This is a genomic window from Mycobacterium sp. NGS27 (assembly GCF_059813005.1).
Genome location: NZ_JCALDT010000004.1, coordinates 324,831 through 343,368 on the forward strand (window position 1 = coordinate 324,831; position 18,538 = coordinate 343,368).

An 18,538-nucleotide genomic window follows, 5' to 3' on the forward strand; every position below is an offset into this window, starting at 1 on the left:
CTCAGGCTCCTTCTGTCTAGACCGGCTGGAAAGCGAACGTGACGATCTCGTTGCCGTCCGCGTCGGTGGTGAACGGCACCATGGTGAGTTCGACTTCCTGGCCGAACTTCAGCTTGGCGGGGTCGCTCTCGGTCAGCCGGCCCTCGACCCGGATCACGTCGCCGAGCTGGACCAGACCCACGCCGAACGGCACGAAGTCCTTGCCGGTCGGGCCGGCGTACGGGGCCCCGGGCGGGAAGCCCTGGGTGGTCCAAGCGACGACGGTCCCGGTCCGCGGCAACAGCACGTCGCTCATCGCGCCTCCGCTGCACCGCGGGCACCGCTCCTGCACCGGAAAGGTGGTGGCGTTGCAATCACCGCACCGACTGCCGATCAGCTGCGGATTCTCGTCGGGCCAGGTTGAGATCTCGGGAGCCAGCGCCTTCTGCATTGAGGGGTCCTCCAGCGACGTCCACGGTGCACCAAATGAACAATTCCGACTGAACCGTATAACAGCTTTCCGAAAAGTGGAAACCGCATTCTCCTCCTTGGGATGACGGGCGGGCCGCCGCCCGACCAGGCGCGAAGATATGTTGGGCCCATGACGGTCACCGTGATACTTGAGCTCAGATTCAAGCCCGGCGAGGTCGCTGCGGGGCGCGAGCTGATGGGCCGGGCGCTACAGGACACCCGGGCGTTCGACGGCAACGTCCGCACTGACGTGCTCGTCGACGAAGACGACGAAGCGCACTGGCTCATCTACGAGATCTGGGAGACGGTCGAAAACGACGAGGCCTACCGCGCCTTCCGCGCCGGCGAAGGCAAGCTGACCCAGCTTCCTCCGCTGCTGGCCGCGCCGCCGGCCAAGACCAGGTACACGACTTCCGACATCTGACGCCGGCTTTCGAGGTTGGCTAAGTCAGCGCGGGTATGACCTGGCTCTCGAACATCTCGATACCCGAACGGTCGTAGGCGGCCTCGGGGAAGTAGCAGATGGCGTATTCGCACCCGAGGTCGCGGATCTTCGCGAGCCGCTCGATCACCTGATCCGGTGTGCCCGTCGCCGAGTCCGGTCCGCTGGTGCCGGCGATCATCGCATCCGCCGCGGCCTCGCCCACACAACCCACCAGCCGGTCGCGGACTCGTTGCAGCCGGTCTTTGACATCGGCCTCGGAGTTGCCGACGATCGCATTGACGTTGACCGACCGCACAATCGCGTGATAGTCGGTGCCCACGCTGCGGCAGTGCTCGGCCAGCACCTCGGACTTGTGCGCGAACGCTTCGGGCTCCGGCGTGAAGTTGGTGTACTGCGCGTATTGAGCGGCGATCCGCAACGTCACCTTCTCACCGCCGCCGGCGATCCATAGCGGAATCCCGTTTTCCCGCAGGGGCTTTGGCGCGAGGATCGCCCCGTCAACCTGGTAATGCTTGCCCTCGAAGCTGACCTTGCCGTCGCGCCAGGCGTCGCGCATGATCTGCACGCCCTCGTCGAGTCGACCCAACCGCACCCCCGCCGACGGGAATCCGTAACCGTAAGCGCGCCATTCGTGTTCGTACCAGCCACCGCCGATCCCCATCTGGATGCGGCCACCGGAGATGATGTCGGCAGTCGCGGCGACCTTGGCGAGGTAGACGGGGTTGCGGTAGCTCATCGCCGTGCACATCTGACCGAGTTTGATCCGCGAGGTGGTGGCCGCATATGCCGCCATCAACGACCAGGCTTCGTGGGTGGCTTCACCCGTCGGCACCGGAACGGTGTGGAAATGGTCGTAGACCCACAGCGAGTCCCAGGCGCTGCGGTCCGCGTAGGTCGCCAGATCTCGCATCACTGCCCAGTGGTTCTCGGGTTCGATCCCGACCAGATCCATTCGCCAGCCTTGCGGAATGAAGAGTCCAAAGCGCATACCGGGACTGTAGCCCTCCGCTACCCACCCAGCGCGTCGAGCGCGGCCGCAACCGACTTCTCGCGTAGCTCTTCGTACGGCGCATCGGGAAACTGCACGCAGCAATCCTGCAAGCCACCGAACGCGACCACCGCCCGGGTGGACTGCGCGAGCGTCGGCTTCTTGCCGAACACCAGCCTGGCCAGCCGCTCACGCCACGCGAGCACCGTGTCGATGAGGTCGAGGTCGATCAGCGTCGACAGCTCGGTCAACAGCAGCACCAGGTCGCGGCGGTGCCGGTAGTGGAAATCGAAATACCCCTCCAGCAGCTCGCGCGCATTGTTGCGGCGGCGACCCTCGTGCTCGGCCACGAAGCGTTCACCCTCGTCAATCAGCGGCACCAAGATGCTGCGCACCAGGTCTTCGCGTGAGGGAAAGTGGTAGTACAAGGCGGGTTTGGTGATACCCAGCCGGTCCGCGATGTCCTGCAGGCTGGTGCGCTGCACGCCGCGCTGCAGGAAGAGCTCCCGGGCGACCTGTTGGATGCGCTCACGGGTATCCGACCGGGGCCTGCTCACCCCGCCAATTTACCTGACTTACCGATAGGTAAGTGGGATGTTACGCTTACCGAACGTTAAGTAAGCGTGGGAGGTGATCATGCGCATACTCATCTCGGGCGCCAGCATCGCGGGTCCGGTCCTGGCGTACTGGCTCACCCGGTACGGTTTCGACGTCACCGTGGTGGAGCGCGCACCGACGCTGCGCAAAACCGGTGGCCACGCCGTCGACTTGTTCCGTCCCGCAATGGAAATCTCGACGAAAATGGGTGTGCTTCCGCGCATCGAGGCGCGGGCCACCGGAACGGAACGGTTGACGATGTACCGCGAAGGGCGGACGAAGGCCATCGAGGTCGACCTCACCAAGATCTACGCCGCGACCTCCGATTCGCACGTGGAAATCATGCGCGACGACCTGAGCGAGATCTACTATGACGCGGCCCGCGACGACGTCGAGTACGTGTTCGGTGATTCCATCACCGCGATCGAGCACGACGGCACCGTGACATTCGAGCATTCGCCGGCGCGTACCTTCGACGTCATCGTGGGCGCCGACGGGCTGCACTCCAACGTTCGGCGCCTGACCTTCGGCGAGGAAGCCAACCTGACGCGCTTTCTCGGCGGGTACCTGTCGGTGTTGTCGGCGCCCAAGGCGCTCGTCGAATCCGGCGAGATGGTCGGTCACGTCGGCGTCGGCCGTTTCGCCGGAATCTATACGGCGGACCACCTGGATGACGCCCGGGCGGTGTTCCTGTTCCGCAGCAAAGAGGAATTGGATTACGAGCATCGCGATGCGTTGCGGCAGAAGGAGATACTGCGCGACACTTTCGCCGGCATGCACGAACAGGTGGACACCTGGCTGGCAGAACTGGAGCACACGCCCACCTTCTACTTCGACTCGATCACCCAGCTGCGCACCGACCGGTGGTCACGGCGGCGGGTCACCCTGGTCGGTGACGCGGGTTACTGCCCGGGGCCCGCGGTGGGCGGCAGCACCAGTCTCGCCGTCCTGGGCGCGTATGTGTTGGCCGGAGAGCTCGCCGAGGCGGACGGGGACCACCTGCGCGCCTTCGCCGCCTACGAACTGCGGATGCACGAATCGGTGCGGCGCAGCCGGACTTTCGCCCGCGGCGCCGCCAAAGGCATCATCCCCGGTTCACGAATCGGAGTATGGGCGTTAACCCGTGGAGCCCAGCTGATCTCGGCGATGCCCGGGTCGCTGTCCCGGTCTGTGGCGAAGCTCAACACCAGGGGCGTCCGGATGCACGATTCGATGCCGGTGCCCGAATACTCCGGAAGCGACGTCTGACAGCATGTCGTGTAGAGCCGCGGCCCGAGCCACCGCGGCAGGCGCGCGCCACGAAGGGAAGACTGCACATGGAATTGACGGGCGTTGGAATCTGGAGCAGTCAGCTACGCTACGGTGACCCGACCGAATCCGCCGAGGCCGCAGCCGAACTCGACGAACTGGGGTTCCCGGCGCTGTGGATACCCGATGTCGGCGGGCCGGTGTTCGACGCGGTGGGGCATCTGCTCGGCGCGACCAAGCGGACCGTGATCGCCACGGGCATCCTGAATCTGTGGATGCATTCGCCCGGCGATGTCGCCGACTCCTACGCGACGCTGACGGCCGAGCACGGTGACCGCTTCCTGCTCGGGATCGGCGTCAGCCACGCCCCGCTGATCGACGCCGGCCAACCCGGGCGATATCGCAAACCACTGGCGGCCACCGCATCCTTTCTGGACGGCCTGGACGCCGCGCCGCGGCCGGTTCCCACCGAGCGCCGGGTGCTTGCCGCGCTGGGCCCCAAGATGCTGACGTTGTCGGCGACCCGAGCCGGCGGCGCCCATCCTTACCTTGTCACCCCCGAGCACACCGCTTCTGCCCGTTCGACTTTGGGCAGCGGTCCGTTGCTGCTGCCCGAACAGACGGTGATCTTGACCGACAGCGCCGACGAGGCCCGACAGATCGGAACCGATTGGCTGCGGTCGTATTTGGCGTTGCCCAACTACGCCAACAACCTGCTGCGCAGCGGCTTCACCGAAGACGACCTGTCGCAGGTGAGCGATCGGCTGTTCGACGCCATCATCGCGTGGGGTGATGAAGAGGCCATCATGCGCCGCGTCGCCGAGCATCGTTCCGCGGGCGCCGACCACGTCTGCGTCCAGGTGCTGCTGCCCGATCCCCGGGCCTTCCCGCGGGAGCAATGGCGCCGCATCGCCGCCGCCTCCAGGTGACCGCCCCCGCGGGCCTAGGGTGAGCTATGGCTTCCAAACAAACGCTGTTTCGGATCTTTTACCGCATCGGGTTCACCCCGTGGGATGGTCATCCGCTGGCGCAGAGCCTGCGGGGCCTGGTCGAGGGAACGGCTGACGCCGCGGCGCTGACCGCCGGGTCGGCCCTGGAGGTCGGCTGCGGTACCGGCGACTGCTCGATCTATCTGGCCCAACACGGCTGGAAGGTCACCGCGGTCGACTTCGTGGCCAAACCACTCGAACGCGCACGTGCCAAGGCCAGCGCGGCGGGCGCCGCCGTCGAGTTTCTTCGGGCCGACGTCACGCAACTGAGCCGGGCCGGCGTCGGCGCGAACTTCAACTTGATCGTGGACAACGGCTGCCTGCACAACATGAGCGACGCCGACCGCGACGCCTACGTCCGCGAGATCAGCGCCCTGGCGGCGCCCGACGCACGGCTGCTGATCGTCGCGTTCGTCCCCGGCGGTCGGGTCGGGGTGCGCGGAGTCGACCGCGCCGAGATGGAACGCCGATTCGCGCAGAGCTGGACGCTGTTGTCGGTCGGCCCCGAGCGCGAGCTGGACCGCGCCGAGAAGACCCCGGCGTGGTACTACCTATTCGCGCGCCGCGACACGTAACCTGTTGCGACGACACGCCGTATCGCTTCGCAATGGCTTAAGTCTCGGGCGCAGCACAGCCGTCGAGCCACCGAACGCACCAGCCCCCGAGCACGTCGCTTCGGGGGCTGGCCGCTTGCGTCGGTGATTAGCTCAGCGATGCCGGTGGCAGGAAGCGGTCGCCGTAGCGGGCGGCCAGTTCCTTGGCCCGGGCCACGAAGGCTTCCTTGCCGACACCGTGCGCACCCTCGTAACCGACGATGAACTGCGCGCTACCACCGGTGTACGGCGGGAACCCGATGCCCATGATGGACCCGATGTTGGCGTCGGCGGTCGACGTCAGCACGCCCTCGTCAAGGCACTTCTGCGTCTCGAGCGCTTCGGCGAACAGCATGCGATCGATCATGTCCTGCAACGGGATTTCCGCGCTGCCGGACTTGAACGTCTCGCGCAGGCCCGGCCACAACCGGGTCCGCTTGCCGTCGACGTACTCGTAGAAGCCGGCGCCCTTCAACCGCGAGGGCCGCTCCAGCTCGATCATCTTCTCGACGACGGCCTCCGCCGGGTGCGGCTCGTAAGTGCCGCCCGCGTCCTCCACGCCCTTGCGGGTGGCCGTCGCGATCTTGTGCATCAGCTCCAGGTTCAGCTCGTCGGACAGCTGCAGCGGCGGCGCCGGGTAGCCGGCCTGCGAACCGGCGTGCTCGACGCTCGCGGGCTCCACGCCCTCACCCAGCATCGCCAGCGCCTCATTGACGAACGTGCCGATGACGCGGCTGGTGAAGAACCCGCGGCTGTCGTTCACCACGATCGGGGTCTTGCCGATGGCCAGCGTGTAGTCGAACACGCGGGCCAGCGCCTCGTCAGAGGTCTTCTCGCCCTTGATGATCTCCACCAGCGGCATCTTGTCGACCGGCGAGAAGAAGTGGATCCCGATGAAGTCCTCCTGGCGCTTCACACCGGTCGCCAGACCGGTGATCGGCAGCGTCGAGGTGTTCGACCCCAGCAGCGCGTTGGGCTCGACGATGTCCTCGATCTCCTGGAACACCTTGTGCTTGAGTTCCTGGTTCTCGAACACGGCCTCGATCACGAAGTCGACGCCCTTGAGGTCGGCCGGGTCGGCGGCCGGGGTGATGCGGTCCAGCAGCGCCTTGCTCTTCTCCTCGGTGGTCTTGCCCCGCTGAAGTGCCTTGGCCTCAAGCTTTTCCGAGTAGCCCTTGCCCTTCTGGGCGGCCTCGAGGCTGACGTCCTTGAGCACCACCTCGTAGCCGGCCTTGGCCGACACGTAGGCGATGCCGGCGCCCATCATGCCCGCGCCCAGCACCCCGATCTTGTTGATTTTGACCGGCTCGATGCCGTCCGGCCGGGAACCACCGCCGTTGATGTGCTGCAGGTCGAAGAAGAACGCCTGGATCATGTTCTTGGCGACCTGGCCGGTCACCAGCTGGGTGAAGTAGCGGCTCTCGATGCGGCTGGCGGTGTCGAAGTCCACCTGCGCGCCCTCGACCACGGCGTCCAGGATGGCCCGCGGCGCCGGCATCGGCGCGCCCTTGAGCTGCTTCTTCAGCAGCGCCGGGAACGCCGGCAAGTTCGCCGCCAGCGCGGGGCTGGACGGAGTGCCGCCGGGCATCTTGTAACCCTTTTTGTCCCAGGGCTGTTCGTGCGAATCGGGGTTGGCCTTGATCCACGCCTTGGCGGCGGGCACCAATTCGTCGACCGAGCCGACGAGTTCGTCGACCAGGCCGATCTCCTTGGCCTTGTCTGCCTTGAAGCGGGTGCCCTGCGACAGGATGTTCATGAAAGCGTTCTGGATGCCGAACATCCGCACGGTGCGGGTCACCCCGCCGCCGCCGGGCAGCAGGCCCAGCGTGACCTCGGGCAGGCCGACGACCAGACCCTTGACGTCCGCGGCGATGCGGTGGTGACAGGCCAGCGCGATCTCCAGGCCGCCGCCCAGCGCGGCCCCGTTCATGGCGGCGACGACCGGCTTGCCGAGGGTCTCCAGGGCGCGCAGGTCACGCTTGACCGACTCGACGGTGTCGAACGCCTCGCCGGCGTTCTCCGGGCCGAGGTTGATCATGCCCTTGAGGTCGCCGCCGGCGAAGAAGGTCTTCTTCGCGCTGGTGATGACCACGCCGGTGATCGAATCCTTTTCGGCGGCAAGGCGTTCCACAGCGTTGTGCATGGACTCGCTGTAGTGCTCGTTCATCACGTTGGCCGACCCGGTGGGGTCGTCCAGGGTCAGCGTGACGATGCCGTCGGCGTCCTTATCCCACTGAATGGTGTTCTCTGCCATGGTCTCAAACCCTCTCGATGATGGTGGCGACACCCATGCCGCCGCCGATGCACAGCGTGACCAGGGCGCGACGCGCGTTGCGGCGCTCGAGCTCGTCGACCATGGTGCCGGTGATCATGGCGCCCGTGGCGCCCAGCGGGTGGCCCATTGCGATGGCGCCACCGTTGACGTTGAGCTTCTCGTCCGGAATGTTGAGGTCCTTCTGGAACTTCAAGACCACCGACGCGAAGGCCTCGTTGAGCTCGAACAGGTCGATGTCGTCGATCGTCAGGCCCGCGCGGTCGAGCACCTTGCGCGTGGCAGGGGTCGGGCCGGTGAGCATGATGACGGGGTCCGAGCCGCTGGTGGCGGTGGCCACGATGCGCGCCCGTGGGGTCAGGCCCTGCGACTTGCCGGCCGCTTCCGAACCGACCAGCACCAGCGCGGCGCCGTCGACGATGCCGGAGCTGTTGCCGCCGGTGTGGACGTGGTTGATCTTCTCGACATAGTGGTATTTGGTCAGCGCCACGTCGTCGAAGCCGCCCATCTCGCCGATGCCGTCGAACGCGGTCTTCAGCTTGCCCAGGCCTTCGAGCGTGGTGTCGGGCCGCATGTGCTCGTCGTGGTCGAGGATCACCAGACCGTTCTGGTCGCGCACCGGAACGACCGACTTGGCAAAGTAGCCGCCGGACCACGCCGCGGCCGCCTTCTCCTGGGAGCGCAGCGCGTAGCGGTCGACGTCCTCGCGGGAGAAGCCTTCGATGGTGGCGATCAGGTCGGCGCCGATGCCCTGGGGCACGAACCCGATCTGGTAGTTGGTCTCGGGGTCGGTTGCCCAGGCGCCGCCGTCGGAGCCCATCGGGACGCGGCTCATCGACTCGACACCGCCGGCCAGCACCAGGTCGTCCCAGCCGGACCGTACCTTCTGCGCGGCGGTGTTGACGGCCTCGAGGCCCGACGCGCAGAACCGGTTGAGCTGCACGCCGCCGGTGGTCTCGGGCAGGCCGGCGGCCAGCACCGCGGTGCGGGCGATGTCGCCGCCCTGGTCGCCGACCGGGGACACCACACCCAGGATCATGTCGCTGATCAGGTTCTCGTCGAGGTCGGGGAAACGCCGCCGGAGCTCGTCAACCAGGCCTACGACCAGGTTGAGTGGCTTCACCTCGTTCAGCGAACCGTTGCGCTGCTTGCCCCGCGGGGTGCGGATGGCCTCATAGATAAAAGCTTCTTCGGACATGACGACTTCCTGATCTGGCGAATAGGGTTCGAATCCGTCTTGAAGACTAGATCCCGCCCCACCCTAACAGGGCCCCCGGCCAACCTGTTGGTTGGCCAAACCGCGCAGCTCAGGGGCGGCGTGTGACGACGACCACGCGTCGGCTCGCCCGGCCGGGACGGCCGCCCCGGCCGACCGTGAAACTACTTTCACGCTCGGCGACGAGTGTGCAATTAACTTCACGCTGGCCTGCCACGTCCCGGGCACTGGCCGTGGCCCGCCGCGCCTAAGCTCAACCACCATGACGGTGTCGCGACTGCGCCCCTACGCGACCACGGTGTTCGCCGAAATGTCGGCGCTGGCCGCGCGGATCGGAGCGGTGAACCTCGGCCAGGGGTTCCCCGACGAGGACGGACCCCCGGCGATGCTGAAGGCCGCCCAGGAGGCCATCGCCGACGGCGTCAACCAGTACCCACCGGGCATCGGCATCGCACCGCTGCGCCACGCCATCGCCGCCCAGCGGCAGCGCCGCTACGGCATCACCTACGACCCCGACGCCGAGGTGCTGGTGACGGTGGGGGCGACCGAGGCCATCGCCTCGGCGGTGATCGGCCTGGTCGAACCCGGCTCCGAGGTCCTGCTCATCGAACCGTTCTACGACTCCTATTCACCGGTGGTGGCGATGGCCTCCGCGCAACGGGTGGTCGTGCCCCTGGTCCCCCACGGCCGCGGCTTCGCCCTGGACGCCGACGCCCTGCGCCGGGCCGTGACGCCACGGACCCGCGCGCTGATTGTCAACTCCCCGCACAACCCGACCGGCACCGTGCTGAGTGCCGACGAGTTGGCGGCCATCGCCGAGGTCGCGACCGCGGCGGACCTGCTGGTGATCACCGATGAGGTCTACGAGCACCTGGTATTCGACGGGCGGCAGCACGTTCCGCTGGCCGGCTTCGACGGCATGGCCGAGCGGACGATCACCATCTCCAGCGCCGCCAAGATGTTCAACTGCACCGGCTGGAAGATCGGATGGGCTTGCGGCCCAGCGCATCTCATCGCGGGGATGCGCGCGGCGAAACAGTATCTGAGCTATGTCGGCGGCGCGCCGTTCCAGCCGGCGGTGGCCCTGGCACTGGAGACCGAGGGCGCGTGGGTGGCCGGCCTGCGCGCCACTTTGCAGGCCAGGCGCGATCGACTGGCCGCCGGGCTGATCGACGTCGGGTTCGAGGTGCACGACAGCGCCGGCACCTACTTCCTGTGCGCCGATCCCCGTCCGCTGGGCTACGACGACAGCGGCGCGTTCTGCGCGGCGCTCCCGGAAAAGGTTGGAGTCGCCGCGATCCCGATGTCGGCCTTCTGCGAGCCGGCGGCCACGCACGGTCCGGCCGATGTGTGGAATCACTTGGTGCGCTTCACCTTCTGCAAACGCGACGACACCCTCGACGAGGCGATCAAGCGACTCGCCGGGCTGCGCGACGCTACCTAGCCGATCCGAAGCCCTCCATCACCCGCTTGCGCAGCCCCTCCAGCGCCGAGTGCAAAATTTTCTTTCGGGCCCGGGCTATCCAGAACTCCGGTAGCGGCGCCCAGGGTTCGACGGTGATGGTGAAGCGCACCCTGGTCTTGTCGACGCCCAAGCGGCTCAGGTTGTACTCGCCGTGCTGACCATGCTGCTGCGCCGTCTTGTGGGCGTCCCACACCATCCAGTCTGCGCCCCAATGGTATTCGAGCACTTCCGTGTCGTGGATGCCGGTCACCGAGATCGTGACCTTCACGTGGTGGGGGCGGCCGTCGGGATGCTTGTCGACGACCTCGACCCGCTTGTGGACCGACGACCACGAGGGCACGGCATCCATATCGGCGAGCGCCTCCATAATGACTTCCGGAGGCGCGTCGATGACGATTTCCGAAGATGCTTGAACGGCCACTAGTACTAAGTTAACGCCAGCGCAGCCACCGGCGAAGGCTATTCCGGCCGGGAAGAACCGCTGCCGCCTGCCACCTGGTCGCACAACCCTTTCATCGCGGCGTCGAGAACACTCTCGGCCGCGCGCCGCACGACGAACGCAGGCATGGGCCGGCCGGGTTCGACGGTGATGTCGAAGCGCACCCGAGTCTGGTCGACCCCTTCGGGTTTGAGGGTGTACTCGACGTGCTGGCCGTGCTGCTGCGAGGTCCCCTTGGCGTCGTAGACAACCCAATCCGGTCCCCAGTGGTATTCCAGGACCTCTTTGTCGACCAGCCCGAGAACCTTGATGGTGGCCTTGACGTGGTGCGGCCGGCCGTCGGGATACCGGTCTATCACCTCGACATGTTTGTGCAGCGGCGACCACGATGACAGGACGCCGACATCGGTCAGCGCCTCCATGACCACTTCTGGCGGCGCGTTGACGACGAATTCCCTTGATGCTTTTACGGCCACTGAGGATCAACTTAGCAACGCCGACCGCGATGCGGACCGGTTCGCCGTAAAGGATTTTCTACCAGTCGATTTCGTTGAGCGGCGTGGTCGCCGCCGGAGGCGGTCCGACGGGCCCGGCGGGGGTTCGCGAAAAGCGTGGGGCGGGTGCGGCCTGGTCGGCGCCGTGGGCGGTGATCAGGGTGGAACGCGCCCGCAGGTGCCCATCGGCGGCGGCCTCCTGCCACGTCAGCACCGGGGTGACACAAGCATCGGTGCCGGCGAAGGTCCGCGTCCATTCGTCCCGCGTCCGGCTGGCGAATCGCTGGGTGAAGATCTCGCGCATCCGTGGGTAGGACGCTTTGTCTTGCTGGGCGGGCACGTCGTCGGGTGACAGGCCGAGCCCGTCGAGCAGCGCCGAGAAGAATTGCGGTTCGATGGCGCCGACGGCGACGTATCGTCCGTCGGCGGTCTCGTAGCAGCCGTAGAACGGGGCGCCGCCGTCGAGCAGGAACGATTCGCGTCGGTCCCGCAGTGCGCCAGTGGACTTCATAGTCCACATCATCTGGGCCAGCAGGCTGACCCCGTCGACCATCGCCGCGTCGATCACCTGCCCCGCGCCCGAACGCTCCCGTTCGTACAAGGCGGCCACGATGCCGATCACCACCAGCATCGAGCCGCCACCGAAGTCCGCGACCAGGTTCAGCGGCGGCATCGGCGGCCGGTCGGCGTAGCCCAGCGCCGACAGGGCGCCGGTCTGCGACAGGTAGTTGATGTCGTGACCGGCGGTCGGCGCCAGCGGACCCTCCTGTCCCCACCCAGTCATCCGCGCGTAGATCAGCCGCGGGTTGACCGCCGCGCAGTCGTCCGGCCCGATGCCGAGTCGCTCGCAGGTCCCGGGCCGGAAGCAGTCCAGCAACACGTCGGCCTTGGCGGCCAGCTCCAGCAGCGTTCGCGGCTGCGCCTTGACGTCCAGGTCGACGATTCGCTTGCCGCGGTGCAGCAGATCGCGGTCCTCGGCCGGCATCCCCAAGCCGCCCGCTGGACGCCGCACCCGCACCACGTCGGCTCCCAGATCGACGAGCAGCATTCCCGCGTGCGGTCCCGGCCCGATGCCGCCGAGTTCTATGACTTTCACCCCGGACAGCGGGCCGCCGCTCACGGCAGCTACTTACCCTTCTTCACCTGGAGCACCCGGTCGCGCAGCGCCTTGGTCGCCGAATCGATCGTTCCCTTCACGGCGCGCTTGAGCACGAAGCCGGGCAGCGGCACATTCGGGTCCGCGAGAAGCTCGAACTTGACCAGAGTCTCGTTGCCTTTCGGCACCAGGGTGTACTTCCCGTCCTGCGCCTTCTGCTGCGAGGAACTGACCAGCTTCCAGCTCACCACATTGTCGCCCCACGTGTAGGCGACCACCTGTTCGTCGGTGATCCCGGCGACCTTGACCTTCATCTTCACCTGCCGGGGGCGCCCGTCGTCACCGGTGTCCAGGATCTCCGCGCTCTGATGCGGTTCCGACCATTCGGGCATCGCTTCGAAGTCGGCGATGACGTCCAGAATCTCCTCCGGACTGGCTTCGATGACGATGTCGCGGGATTCTTTGAGTGCCATGGCCCGCACGATACTGGCCCGGCGTCTCGCCCGGAACGGATTCGACCGAGCGTACCGTCGTGCCTGTGACTGATGCTGCGACCGATCCCGCATACACCGTCGGTGACTATCTGTTGGACCGCCTCGCCGAGCTCGGCGTCTCGGAGATCTTCGGCGTTCCCGGCGATTACAACCTGGAATTCCTCGACCACATCATTGCGCACCCCAGCATTCGCTGGGTCGGCAACGCCAACGAGCTGAACGCCGGCTACGCCGCCGACGGGTATGGCCGGTTACGCGGAATGTCGGCCTTGGTAACGACTTTCGGGGTCGGAGAGCTCTCCGCGGCCAACGCGGTCGCGGGCAGTTATGCCGAGCAGGTACCCGTTGTGCACATCGTCGGCGGCCCGTCCAAGGATGCCCAGCACACCCGCCGGGCGCTGCACCATTCGCTCGGCGACGGGGACTTCGAGCACTTCTTCCGGGTCAGCCGCGAAATCACCTGCGCCCAAACCAATCTGATGCCCGCGACGGCCCGCCGCGAGATCGACCGGGTGCTGTCCGAGGTGCGCGAGCAGAAGCGCCCCGGATACATCCTGATGTCCACCGACGTGGCTCGCTTCCCCACCGAGCCGCCGGAGGCGCCGTTGCCCCGCTATAGCGGTGGCACCAGCCCCCGCGCCCTGGCGATGTTCGCCGAGGCCGCGGCCGAACTCATCGGCGACCACCGGCTCACCGTCCTGGCCGACTTGCTGGTACACCGACTGCAGGCGATCAAAGAACTCGAGGCGTTGCTGGCGGCCGACGTGGTGCCGCACGCCACGTTGATGTGGGGAAAGAGTCTGCTCGACGAGAGTTCGCCCAACTTCCTGGGCATCTACGCCGGGTCCGCCAGCGCGCCGGCGGTGCGCACCGCGATCGAAGAGGCGCCCGTGCTGGTCACCGCCGGGGTGGTGTTCACCGACATGGTCAGCGGCTTCTTCAGCCAGCGCATCGACCCCGCCCGGACGATCGATGTCGGCCAGTATCAGAGCAGCGTGGCCGGAGAAGTCTTCGCGCCCTTGGAAATGGGCGCGGCGCTCGATGCGCTGACCGCGATCCTGGTGCGCCGCGGAGTCTCCTCGCCACCGGTGGTGTCGCCGCCGGCCGAGCCGCTGCCGCCGCCCCCGCCGCGCGACCAGCCACTCACCCAGAAGATGTTGTGGGACCGCCTTTGCGTGGCCCTCACCCCCGGCAACGTGGTGCTTGCGGACCAGGGCACCTCGTTCTACGGCATGGCCGACCACCGGCTGCCGCAGGGTGTGACCTTCATCGGCCAACCACTGTGGGGCTCAATCGGTTACACGTTGCCCGCCGCGCTCGGGGCCGCGGTGGCGCATCCGGACCGCAGGACGGTGCTGCTCATCGGGGACGGCGCCGCGCAGTTGACCGTCCCGGAACTGGGCACCTTTTCGCGTGAGGGGCTGTCCCCGGTCATCGTGGTGGTCAACAACGATGGCTACACCGTGGAACGGGCGATCCACGGCGAGACCGCGCCGTACAACGACATCGTCAATTGGAAGTGGACGGAGGTCCCCCGCGCGCTGGGGGTCACCGACCACCTGGCGTTCCAGGTCCGGACCTACGGCGAACTCGACGACGCCCTGACCGCCGCTGCCGAGCAGCGAGACCGCATGGTGTTCATCGAGGTGATGTTGCCGCGACTCGAAATCCCGGCCCTGCTGGTCGAACTCGTCCAACCGACATCACCGGATGGCAGTCCGCGCCGCTGACGAGCTAGCGCGAGTTCGGGGTTCGGTCCGGACTGGACGATCGCAGGATGGCCTGCACCGTGCGACGGCAGCGTCCGCAATCGGCTCCCGCCCCGCACGCCTGGGCGACTTCCTTGGTGGTCGACGCCCCGCACGAAACGGCTTCGGTCACCGTTTGACTGGTGACTCCATTACACAGGCACACGAACACCGGCGGATCCTCAGTCCGCCTCGATGCGCATCATGTCGAAGAATCGGCCGACGAACAACGGTGGGTAGGCGCCGATGCCCGCACCCGACATCCATTGCGCCGCCGCGTCTGGGTGGTCGATCCAGTCCCGCGCGCTTTTCTCGTCGGGGAACTCCTGCAGGATCAGCACTTCGTGATCGTCGTCGAAAGCCTGGAACACCCACGTCTTTCGGATGCCGGCCGTGGTGAATCTGTCGATCGCCGTGCTGACTTCGGAGGTCAGCAGGGACACGTCGTTGACGGAGGCGATGGCGGCCACCACGACGCCCGGCGCCGCCGGAGTTGTCGGTGGCTGCGCGATGAACCTGTCGACGATCTCGCCGGCGAAGACCGCGGGAATGTCTTCCACGCCGGCCTCGTCGAACCAATCGAAGAAGACCCGGGACCGCAGCAGCTCCACGATCGGCTCACGGCTGTGCACGCCGATCATCACCAGGACCCGCCCGTGATCGCGGGTCGAGGTGTAGACCAACACGTGGTGTGCGCCGATATCGGCCAGGGCGGCTTTGTTGCGTTTCAGCAGTGGCCATACCCGGGTGGGATCGGGGACGCGATAGTCCGATGCGATCACCATCGAATGGATATCGCCGTTGTTCATCGGAGCTGGTCCTTCATCACTTTCCCCGTCGCGTTGAGTGGGAGTGAATTGAGGAACTCTACCGTGCGGGGCACCTTGAATCCGGCCATCCGGTCACGACACCAGCCGATCAATTCGTCGGCGCTGACCTCGCCGTTGCGCACCACAAACGCTTTGCCGACCTGGCCCATCCGTTCGTCGGGGACACCGATGACCGCGGCCTGTGCCACGGCCGGGTGATTGAGCAGGAAGCCCTCGATCTCGGCCGGGTAGGCGTTGAACCCACCGACGATGAACATGTCCTTCTTCCGGCCGACGATGCGCAGCCGCCCGGTCTCCGTGAAGTCTCCGAGGTCTCCGGTGTGCAGCCAGCCGTCGCGGTCGATCGCTTGGGCGGTGGCCTCCGGTTCGTCGAGGTACCCCCGCATCACTCCGTAGCCACGGACCAGCACCTCGCCGTCCTCGGCGATGCGCACCTCGACCCCCTCGCACGGCACGCCCGCGGTGGTGGCGACGTCCTCGAAGGAATCGCCCGGCAGGGAGAGGGTGACGTTGCCGGCCTCGGTGAGGCCGTAACCGGTCATCAGCGTCTCGAACGGCAGTTCGTCGTGGATGCGACGCACCAGCTCGACCGGGATGTCGGCGGCGCCGGTCACGCCCGCACGCAACGACGACAGCCTGGACTTGTCGGCCACCGTCAGCAACGAGTGATACAGCGTCGGCGGTCCGGGCAGCATCGTGATGCGTTCACGTTCAACAAGATTCACTACGGTGTCGACGTCGAACACCGCGACGGGCAGCATCGTGGCGCCGCGCAGGAACGAGGCGACCAGACCCGCCTTGAGTCCGAAGGTGTGAAAGTACGGGTTGATCTGCAGGTAGCGGTCGCCCTCCCGCAGGTCCGCGAGCGTCGCCCACTCCTCGTACATGCGCAGCGTTTGACCGTGATTGAGCATCGCCCCCTTGGGACGCCCGGTCGTGCCCGAGGTGAAGATGATGTCCGAGGTGTCGGTGCCGCTCACCGGCCGTTCGAATGGCGAACCACTGGACAGGAAGTCGGACTTCAGGTCGATCACCGGCACTCCGGCGGGCGCGCTGTAATCCTGGTCCAGGAAACCCTTTTGGACCAGGACGGCCTTCACCTTGCTGCGGACGATGATGTCGCGGGCTTCCTCGCTCTTGAACCGCGTGTTGACCGGGACGAGCACGCCGCCGGCGGTGAGCAACCCGAACGCCGCGATGATCCACTCGGCCGAGTTGGGCGCCCAGACAGCGACCCGGTCACCCTTGTCGATGCCGAGGTCGGCGAAAGCGCCTGCGGCACAACGGATTCTCTCGGTCACCTGACCGAATGTCAAGCGCAGCGGACCGTCGACGACCGCTTCCGCGTCGCCGAAGCGGTCCGCTGCGCTCAAGACCATCTCCGGGATGGTCTGCCACTGTCGGTTGGCCGGCTCCTTCTCAGGACGCTTCACGTCCTGCATCGTCGCCGCCCGGAGCCCCTAGACGTCACACCGTGACGAGCCGACCGAGGTTGCCGCCCATGATCTTTGCCTGATCCTCAACGGATAGATGCGACAGCGCGTTGACGTAGAACGTCGGCTCCGCCAGCCCCTCCGGGTGCGGCCAGTCCGAGCCGTACAACACTTGATCGACGCCGACGAGGTTGACCAGATCGTCGATGCCGTCCTCGAAGAACGGGCTCACGTGGATGCGGTTCTTGACCATCTCGACGGGGTCGCTCGGGAATACCTCCGGGGCCTTGCGGAACACCTCGGCCAGGCCGTCCAGCAGCGGCGTCATCCACTTCGACCCGGCCTCGACGATCGCGACCTTCAGCTTCGGGTGCCGGTACAGCGCGCCGTGAATCACCCACGACCCCACCGCGTCCTGGATCGGCCGCCACTCGTTGAGGATGCCCATCGCATTGGTTTGGAACGGCAGCATCTCTTGTTCCGCGCCGTCCCACTCGGAGGTGTAGCGCGAATAGCCGCTGTCGCTGGAGTGCATGCCGACGAGTAAGTCGTACTCGACGACCCGCTCCCAGAACGGGTCGAACTCGGGCACCGCGAAGGAACGCGGGCCGCGGAAGCCCGGGACCGGCGCCGGGCGGATCAGAATGCACCGCGCGCCGCGCTTGACGGCCCACTCCAGTTCCTCGATCGCCTTCTCGACGATCGGCAAGGTGATGACCGGGGTGGTGAAGATCCGGTTCTGGTAGTTGAAGCCCCAGACCTCGTCGAGCCATTCGTTCAGCGCGTGGATCAGGACGTGGACGGCCACCGGGTCGTCGCGCAGACGTTCCTCGAGCAGGCTCGCCAGCGTCGGGAACATCAGAGTGCGATCCAGACCAAGCTCGTTCATCTTCTCCAGGCGCGGGCCGGGCTCGAAGAACGCCGGGATCGCGCGCATCGGTTCACCGAACAGTTCGCGCTTGCTCTTGCCGTCCGGGTTGCCGTACTTGAAGTACTCCTCCCAGGCGCCCGGCCGGGCGACGACCTCGAAGGTCGGGTTGGGAATGTAGTTGCTGATCTGACCGCGGATCGCAATCTTGGTCCGCCCGTTGATCTGGACGTACTGGACGAAGTCCTTGTACTCCTTGGGCAGGAACTTGGTCAGCGCCTCTGGGGGCTCGTACAGGTGGTTATCCGCGTCAAAGATCGGGAATGGGACGTCTTCCCGATGCGACAGCTGGCCCATGAAATCCTCCTTCGCAATTTATGAGAATACTATTCTCTACGGGAGCGTAATCGCAACGTGGGTCTCCGGACCCCGGTCCGGCGTGTCAGCAGGCCACGGAGATCTTGTACGTGGCGGTAGCCGGTTCACCGGGTTTGGCGGTCAGGTACCCGTTGGCGGTGCCGCTGACGGTGAATTTGTCACCGGTCATGCTCATGCCCCCTTCGCCGTCGCCGCCCCGGGAGTACATTCCGCTGAAGCCACCCAGGTTCTGGATGTGTACGGACTCGGCGGTCGCCGGTTGCGCACTCTCGTCGATCACGACCTTGGCTCCCGCGAAGTCGCTGCCGATGTCGATCGTTCGGGTCCACTCCCGCTGACTGCACTTCACGACGTGAAAAGTGCGGTCAGCGCCGTTGACGGTCACCGTTGCCGTGCTGGCGATTTGGCTTGGGGGCCGCGACGTGCACGCCCCGACCAAGGCAATGGCAAGGACCGCGGCGGCGGCCAGGATTCGGTTCCGCATCGAGTCACCTC

At 66.5% G+C, this 18,538-nt stretch carries 20 protein-coding genes; 6 read left to right on the forward strand and 14 right to left on the reverse strand.

The window, feature by feature from the left end:
• Nucleotides 1–16: 16 nt before the first annotated feature.
• Nucleotides 17–430, reverse strand: a complete 414-nt coding sequence (locus AC5Y30_RS13005; protein ID WP_499918586.1) for a Zn-ribbon domain-containing OB-fold protein — start codon at nucleotides 428–430, stop codon at nucleotides 17–19.
• A 150-nt stretch (nucleotides 431–580) separates the two neighbouring features.
• Here AC5Y30_RS13005 and AC5Y30_RS13010 point away from each other — a divergent pair, with 150 nt between their 5' ends.
• Nucleotides 581–874, forward strand: coding sequence for a putative quinol monooxygenase (locus AC5Y30_RS13010; RefSeq protein WP_499918588.1), 294 nt, complete (start codon nucleotides 581–583; stop codon nucleotides 872–874).
• A gap of 19 nt (nucleotides 875–893) precedes the next feature.
• On the opposite strand, the gene AC5Y30_RS13015 is transcribed toward AC5Y30_RS13010, so the two are convergent.
• Together AC5Y30_RS13015 and AC5Y30_RS13020 are read right to left on the reverse strand one after the other, a co-directional pair.
• Nucleotides 894–1,883, reverse strand: coding sequence for an LLM class F420-dependent oxidoreductase (locus AC5Y30_RS13015; RefSeq protein WP_499918591.1), 990 nt, complete (start codon nucleotides 1,881–1,883; stop codon nucleotides 894–896).
• Between the two features lie 20 nt (nucleotides 1,884–1,903).
• Complete coding sequence (locus AC5Y30_RS13020) at nucleotides 1,904–2,440, reverse strand: TetR/AcrR family transcriptional regulator (RefSeq protein WP_499918593.1); 537 nt, start codon at nucleotides 2,438–2,440, stop codon at nucleotides 1,904–1,906.
• 79 nt (nucleotides 2,441–2,519) lie between these two features.
• Here AC5Y30_RS13020 and AC5Y30_RS13025 point away from each other — a divergent pair, with 79 nt between their 5' ends.
• The 3 genes from AC5Y30_RS13025 to AC5Y30_RS13035 all read left to right on the forward strand — a co-directional run bounded on the left by AC5Y30_RS13025 (nucleotide 2,520) and on the right by AC5Y30_RS13035 (nucleotide 5,292).
• Entirely contained in the window at nucleotides 2,520–3,728 is a 1,209-nt protein-coding gene (locus AC5Y30_RS13025; RefSeq protein WP_499918596.1) for an FAD-dependent monooxygenase, read from the forward strand.
• 68 nt (nucleotides 3,729–3,796) lie between these two features.
• On the forward strand, nucleotides 3,797–4,657 hold the full coding sequence (locus AC5Y30_RS13030) for an LLM class F420-dependent oxidoreductase (protein WP_499918600.1): 861 nt from the start codon (nucleotides 3,797–3,799) through the stop codon (nucleotides 4,655–4,657).
• 26 nt (nucleotides 4,658–4,683) lie between these two features.
• The gene (locus tag AC5Y30_RS13035) at nucleotides 4,684–5,292 is read left to right on the forward strand and encodes a class I SAM-dependent methyltransferase (RefSeq protein ID WP_499918604.1); all 609 of its coding nucleotides are present in this window, start codon (nucleotides 4,684–4,686) and stop codon (nucleotides 5,290–5,292) included.
• Between the two features lie 127 nt (nucleotides 5,293–5,419).
• Here the strand turns inward: AC5Y30_RS13035 and AC5Y30_RS13040 are convergent, their stop codons facing one another.
• Nucleotides 5,420–7,564 carry a 3-hydroxyacyl-CoA dehydrogenase NAD-binding domain-containing protein gene (locus tag AC5Y30_RS13040; RefSeq protein ID WP_499918606.1) on the reverse strand — a complete coding sequence of 715 codons (2,145 nt, stop codon included), beginning with the start codon at nucleotides 7,562–7,564 and terminating at the stop codon, nucleotides 5,420–5,422.
• Nucleotides 7,565–7,568: 4 nt separating this feature from the next.
• Entirely contained in the window at nucleotides 7,569–8,780 is a 1,212-nt protein-coding gene (locus AC5Y30_RS13045; protein WP_067352530.1) for an acetyl-CoA C-acetyltransferase, read from the reverse strand.
• 280 nt (nucleotides 8,781–9,060) lie between these two features.
• Here AC5Y30_RS13045 and AC5Y30_RS13050 point away from each other — a divergent pair, with 280 nt between their 5' ends.
• Nucleotides 9,061–10,242, forward strand: coding sequence for a pyridoxal phosphate-dependent aminotransferase (locus AC5Y30_RS13050; RefSeq protein ID WP_499918610.1), 1,182 nt, complete (start codon nucleotides 9,061–9,063; stop codon nucleotides 10,240–10,242).
• On the opposite strand, the gene AC5Y30_RS13055 is transcribed toward AC5Y30_RS13050, so the two are convergent.
• The 4 genes from AC5Y30_RS13055 to AC5Y30_RS13070 are packed head-to-tail and all read right to left on the reverse strand — an operon-like array spanning nucleotide 10,235 to nucleotide 12,765.
• Nucleotides 10,235–10,684, reverse strand: coding sequence for an SRPBCC family protein (locus AC5Y30_RS13055; RefSeq protein WP_499918613.1), 450 nt, complete (start codon nucleotides 10,682–10,684; stop codon nucleotides 10,235–10,237). The two genes, AC5Y30_RS13050 and AC5Y30_RS13055, sit on opposite strands and share 8 nt — an antisense overlap.
• A gap of 38 nt (nucleotides 10,685–10,722) precedes the next feature.
• Nucleotides 10,723–11,178, reverse strand: a complete 456-nt coding sequence (locus AC5Y30_RS13060; protein ID WP_499918615.1) for an SRPBCC family protein — start codon at nucleotides 11,176–11,178, stop codon at nucleotides 10,723–10,725.
• A 58-nt stretch (nucleotides 11,179–11,236) separates the two neighbouring features.
• Nucleotides 11,237–12,316 carry a CaiB/BaiF CoA transferase family protein gene (locus tag AC5Y30_RS13065; protein ID WP_499918618.1) on the reverse strand — a complete coding sequence of 360 codons (1,080 nt, stop codon included), beginning with the start codon at nucleotides 12,314–12,316 and terminating at the stop codon, nucleotides 11,237–11,239.
• Nucleotides 12,317–12,321: 5 nt separating this feature from the next.
• A complete protein-coding gene (locus AC5Y30_RS13070; RefSeq protein ID WP_499918621.1) occupies nucleotides 12,322–12,765 on the reverse strand; it encodes an SRPBCC family protein in 444 nt (147 codons plus the stop codon).
• Between the two features lie 65 nt (nucleotides 12,766–12,830).
• Here AC5Y30_RS13070 and AC5Y30_RS13075 point away from each other — a divergent pair, with 65 nt between their 5' ends.
• Nucleotides 12,831–14,516 carry an alpha-keto acid decarboxylase family protein gene (locus AC5Y30_RS13075; protein WP_499918624.1) on the forward strand — a complete coding sequence of 562 codons (1,686 nt, stop codon included), beginning with the start codon at nucleotides 12,831–12,833 and terminating at the stop codon, nucleotides 14,514–14,516.
• Between the two features lie 4 nt (nucleotides 14,517–14,520).
• Here the strand turns inward: AC5Y30_RS13075 and AC5Y30_RS13080 are convergent, their stop codons facing one another.
• The 5 genes from AC5Y30_RS13080 to AC5Y30_RS13100 all read right to left on the reverse strand — a co-directional run bounded on the left by AC5Y30_RS13080 (nucleotide 14,521) and on the right by AC5Y30_RS13100 (nucleotide 18,527).
• Nucleotides 14,521–14,706 (reverse strand): (2Fe-2S)-binding protein, encoded by a 186-nt coding sequence (locus tag AC5Y30_RS13080; protein WP_499918627.1) that lies wholly within the window; start codon nucleotides 14,704–14,706, stop codon nucleotides 14,521–14,523.
• Nucleotides 14,707–14,716: 10 nt separating this feature from the next.
• Nucleotides 14,717–15,343 carry a fatty-acid--CoA ligase gene (locus AC5Y30_RS13085; protein WP_499918630.1) on the reverse strand — a complete coding sequence of 209 codons (627 nt, stop codon included), beginning with the start codon at nucleotides 15,341–15,343 and terminating at the stop codon, nucleotides 14,717–14,719.
• The gene (locus tag AC5Y30_RS13090) at nucleotides 15,340–16,806 is read right to left on the reverse strand and encodes a FadD3 family acyl-CoA ligase (protein WP_499918632.1); all 1,467 of its coding nucleotides are present in this window, start codon (nucleotides 16,804–16,806) and stop codon (nucleotides 15,340–15,342) included. The genes AC5Y30_RS13085 and AC5Y30_RS13090 overlap by 4 nt, the downstream gene beginning before the upstream one ends.
• A 25-nt stretch (nucleotides 16,807–16,831) precedes the next feature.
• Nucleotides 16,832–18,022 (reverse strand): amidohydrolase family protein, encoded by a 1,191-nt coding sequence (locus AC5Y30_RS13095; protein WP_499918634.1) that lies wholly within the window; start codon nucleotides 18,020–18,022, stop codon nucleotides 16,832–16,834.
• An 85-nt stretch (nucleotides 18,023–18,107) separates the two neighbouring features.
• Entirely contained in the window at nucleotides 18,108–18,527 is a 420-nt protein-coding gene (locus AC5Y30_RS13100; RefSeq protein WP_499918637.1) for a lipoprotein LpqH, read from the reverse strand.
• Nucleotides 18,528–18,538 lie beyond the last annotated feature (11 nt).

What these genes read in the sequence shown, in the direction of transcription:
- AC5Y30_RS13005 (WP_499918586.1), bottom strand. Translation starts at nt 430, where the DNA reads ATGCAGAAGGCGCTGGCTCCCGAGATCTCAACCTGGCCCGACGAGAAT.
- AC5Y30_RS13010 (WP_499918588.1), top strand. Translation starts at nt 581, where the DNA reads ATGACGGTCACCGTGATACTTGAGCTCAGATTCAAGCCCGGCGAGGTC.
- AC5Y30_RS13015 (WP_499918591.1), bottom strand. Translation starts at nt 1,883, where the DNA reads ATGCGCTTTGGACTCTTCATTCCGCAAGGCTGGCGAATGGATCTGGTC.
- AC5Y30_RS13025 (WP_499918596.1), top strand. Translation starts at nt 2,520, where the DNA reads ATGCGCATACTCATCTCGGGCGCCAGCATCGCGGGTCCGGTCCTGGCG.
- AC5Y30_RS13030 (WP_499918600.1), top strand. Translation starts at nt 3,797, where the DNA reads ATGGAATTGACGGGCGTTGGAATCTGGAGCAGTCAGCTACGCTACGGT.
- AC5Y30_RS13035 (WP_499918604.1), top strand. Translation starts at nt 4,684, where the DNA reads ATGGCTTCCAAACAAACGCTGTTTCGGATCTTTTACCGCATCGGGTTC.
- AC5Y30_RS13040 (WP_499918606.1), bottom strand. Translation starts at nt 7,564, where the DNA reads ATGGCAGAGAACACCATTCAGTGGGATAAGGACGCCGACGGCATCGTC.
- AC5Y30_RS13045 (WP_067352530.1), bottom strand. Translation starts at nt 8,780, where the DNA reads ATGTCCGAAGAAGCTTTTATCTATGAGGCCATCCGCACCCCGCGGGGC.
- AC5Y30_RS13050 (WP_499918610.1), top strand. Translation starts at nt 9,061, where the DNA reads ATGACGGTGTCGCGACTGCGCCCCTACGCGACCACGGTGTTCGCCGAA.
- AC5Y30_RS13070 (WP_499918621.1), bottom strand. Translation starts at nt 12,765, where the DNA reads ATGGCACTCAAAGAATCCCGCGACATCGTCATCGAAGCCAGTCCGGAG.
- AC5Y30_RS13085 (WP_499918630.1), bottom strand. Translation starts at nt 15,343, where the DNA reads ATGAACAACGGCGATATCCATTCGATGGTGATCGCATCGGACTATCGC.
- AC5Y30_RS13090 (WP_499918632.1), bottom strand. Translation starts at nt 16,806, where the DNA reads ATGCAGGACGTGAAGCGTCCTGAGAAGGAGCCGGCCAACCGACAGTGG.
- AC5Y30_RS13095 (WP_499918634.1), bottom strand. Translation starts at nt 18,022, where the DNA reads ATGGGCCAGCTGTCGCATCGGGAAGACGTCCCATTCCCGATCTTTGAC.
- AC5Y30_RS13100 (WP_499918637.1), bottom strand. Translation starts at nt 18,527, where the DNA reads ATGCGGAACCGAATCCTGGCCGCCGCCGCGGTCCTTGCCATTGCCTTG.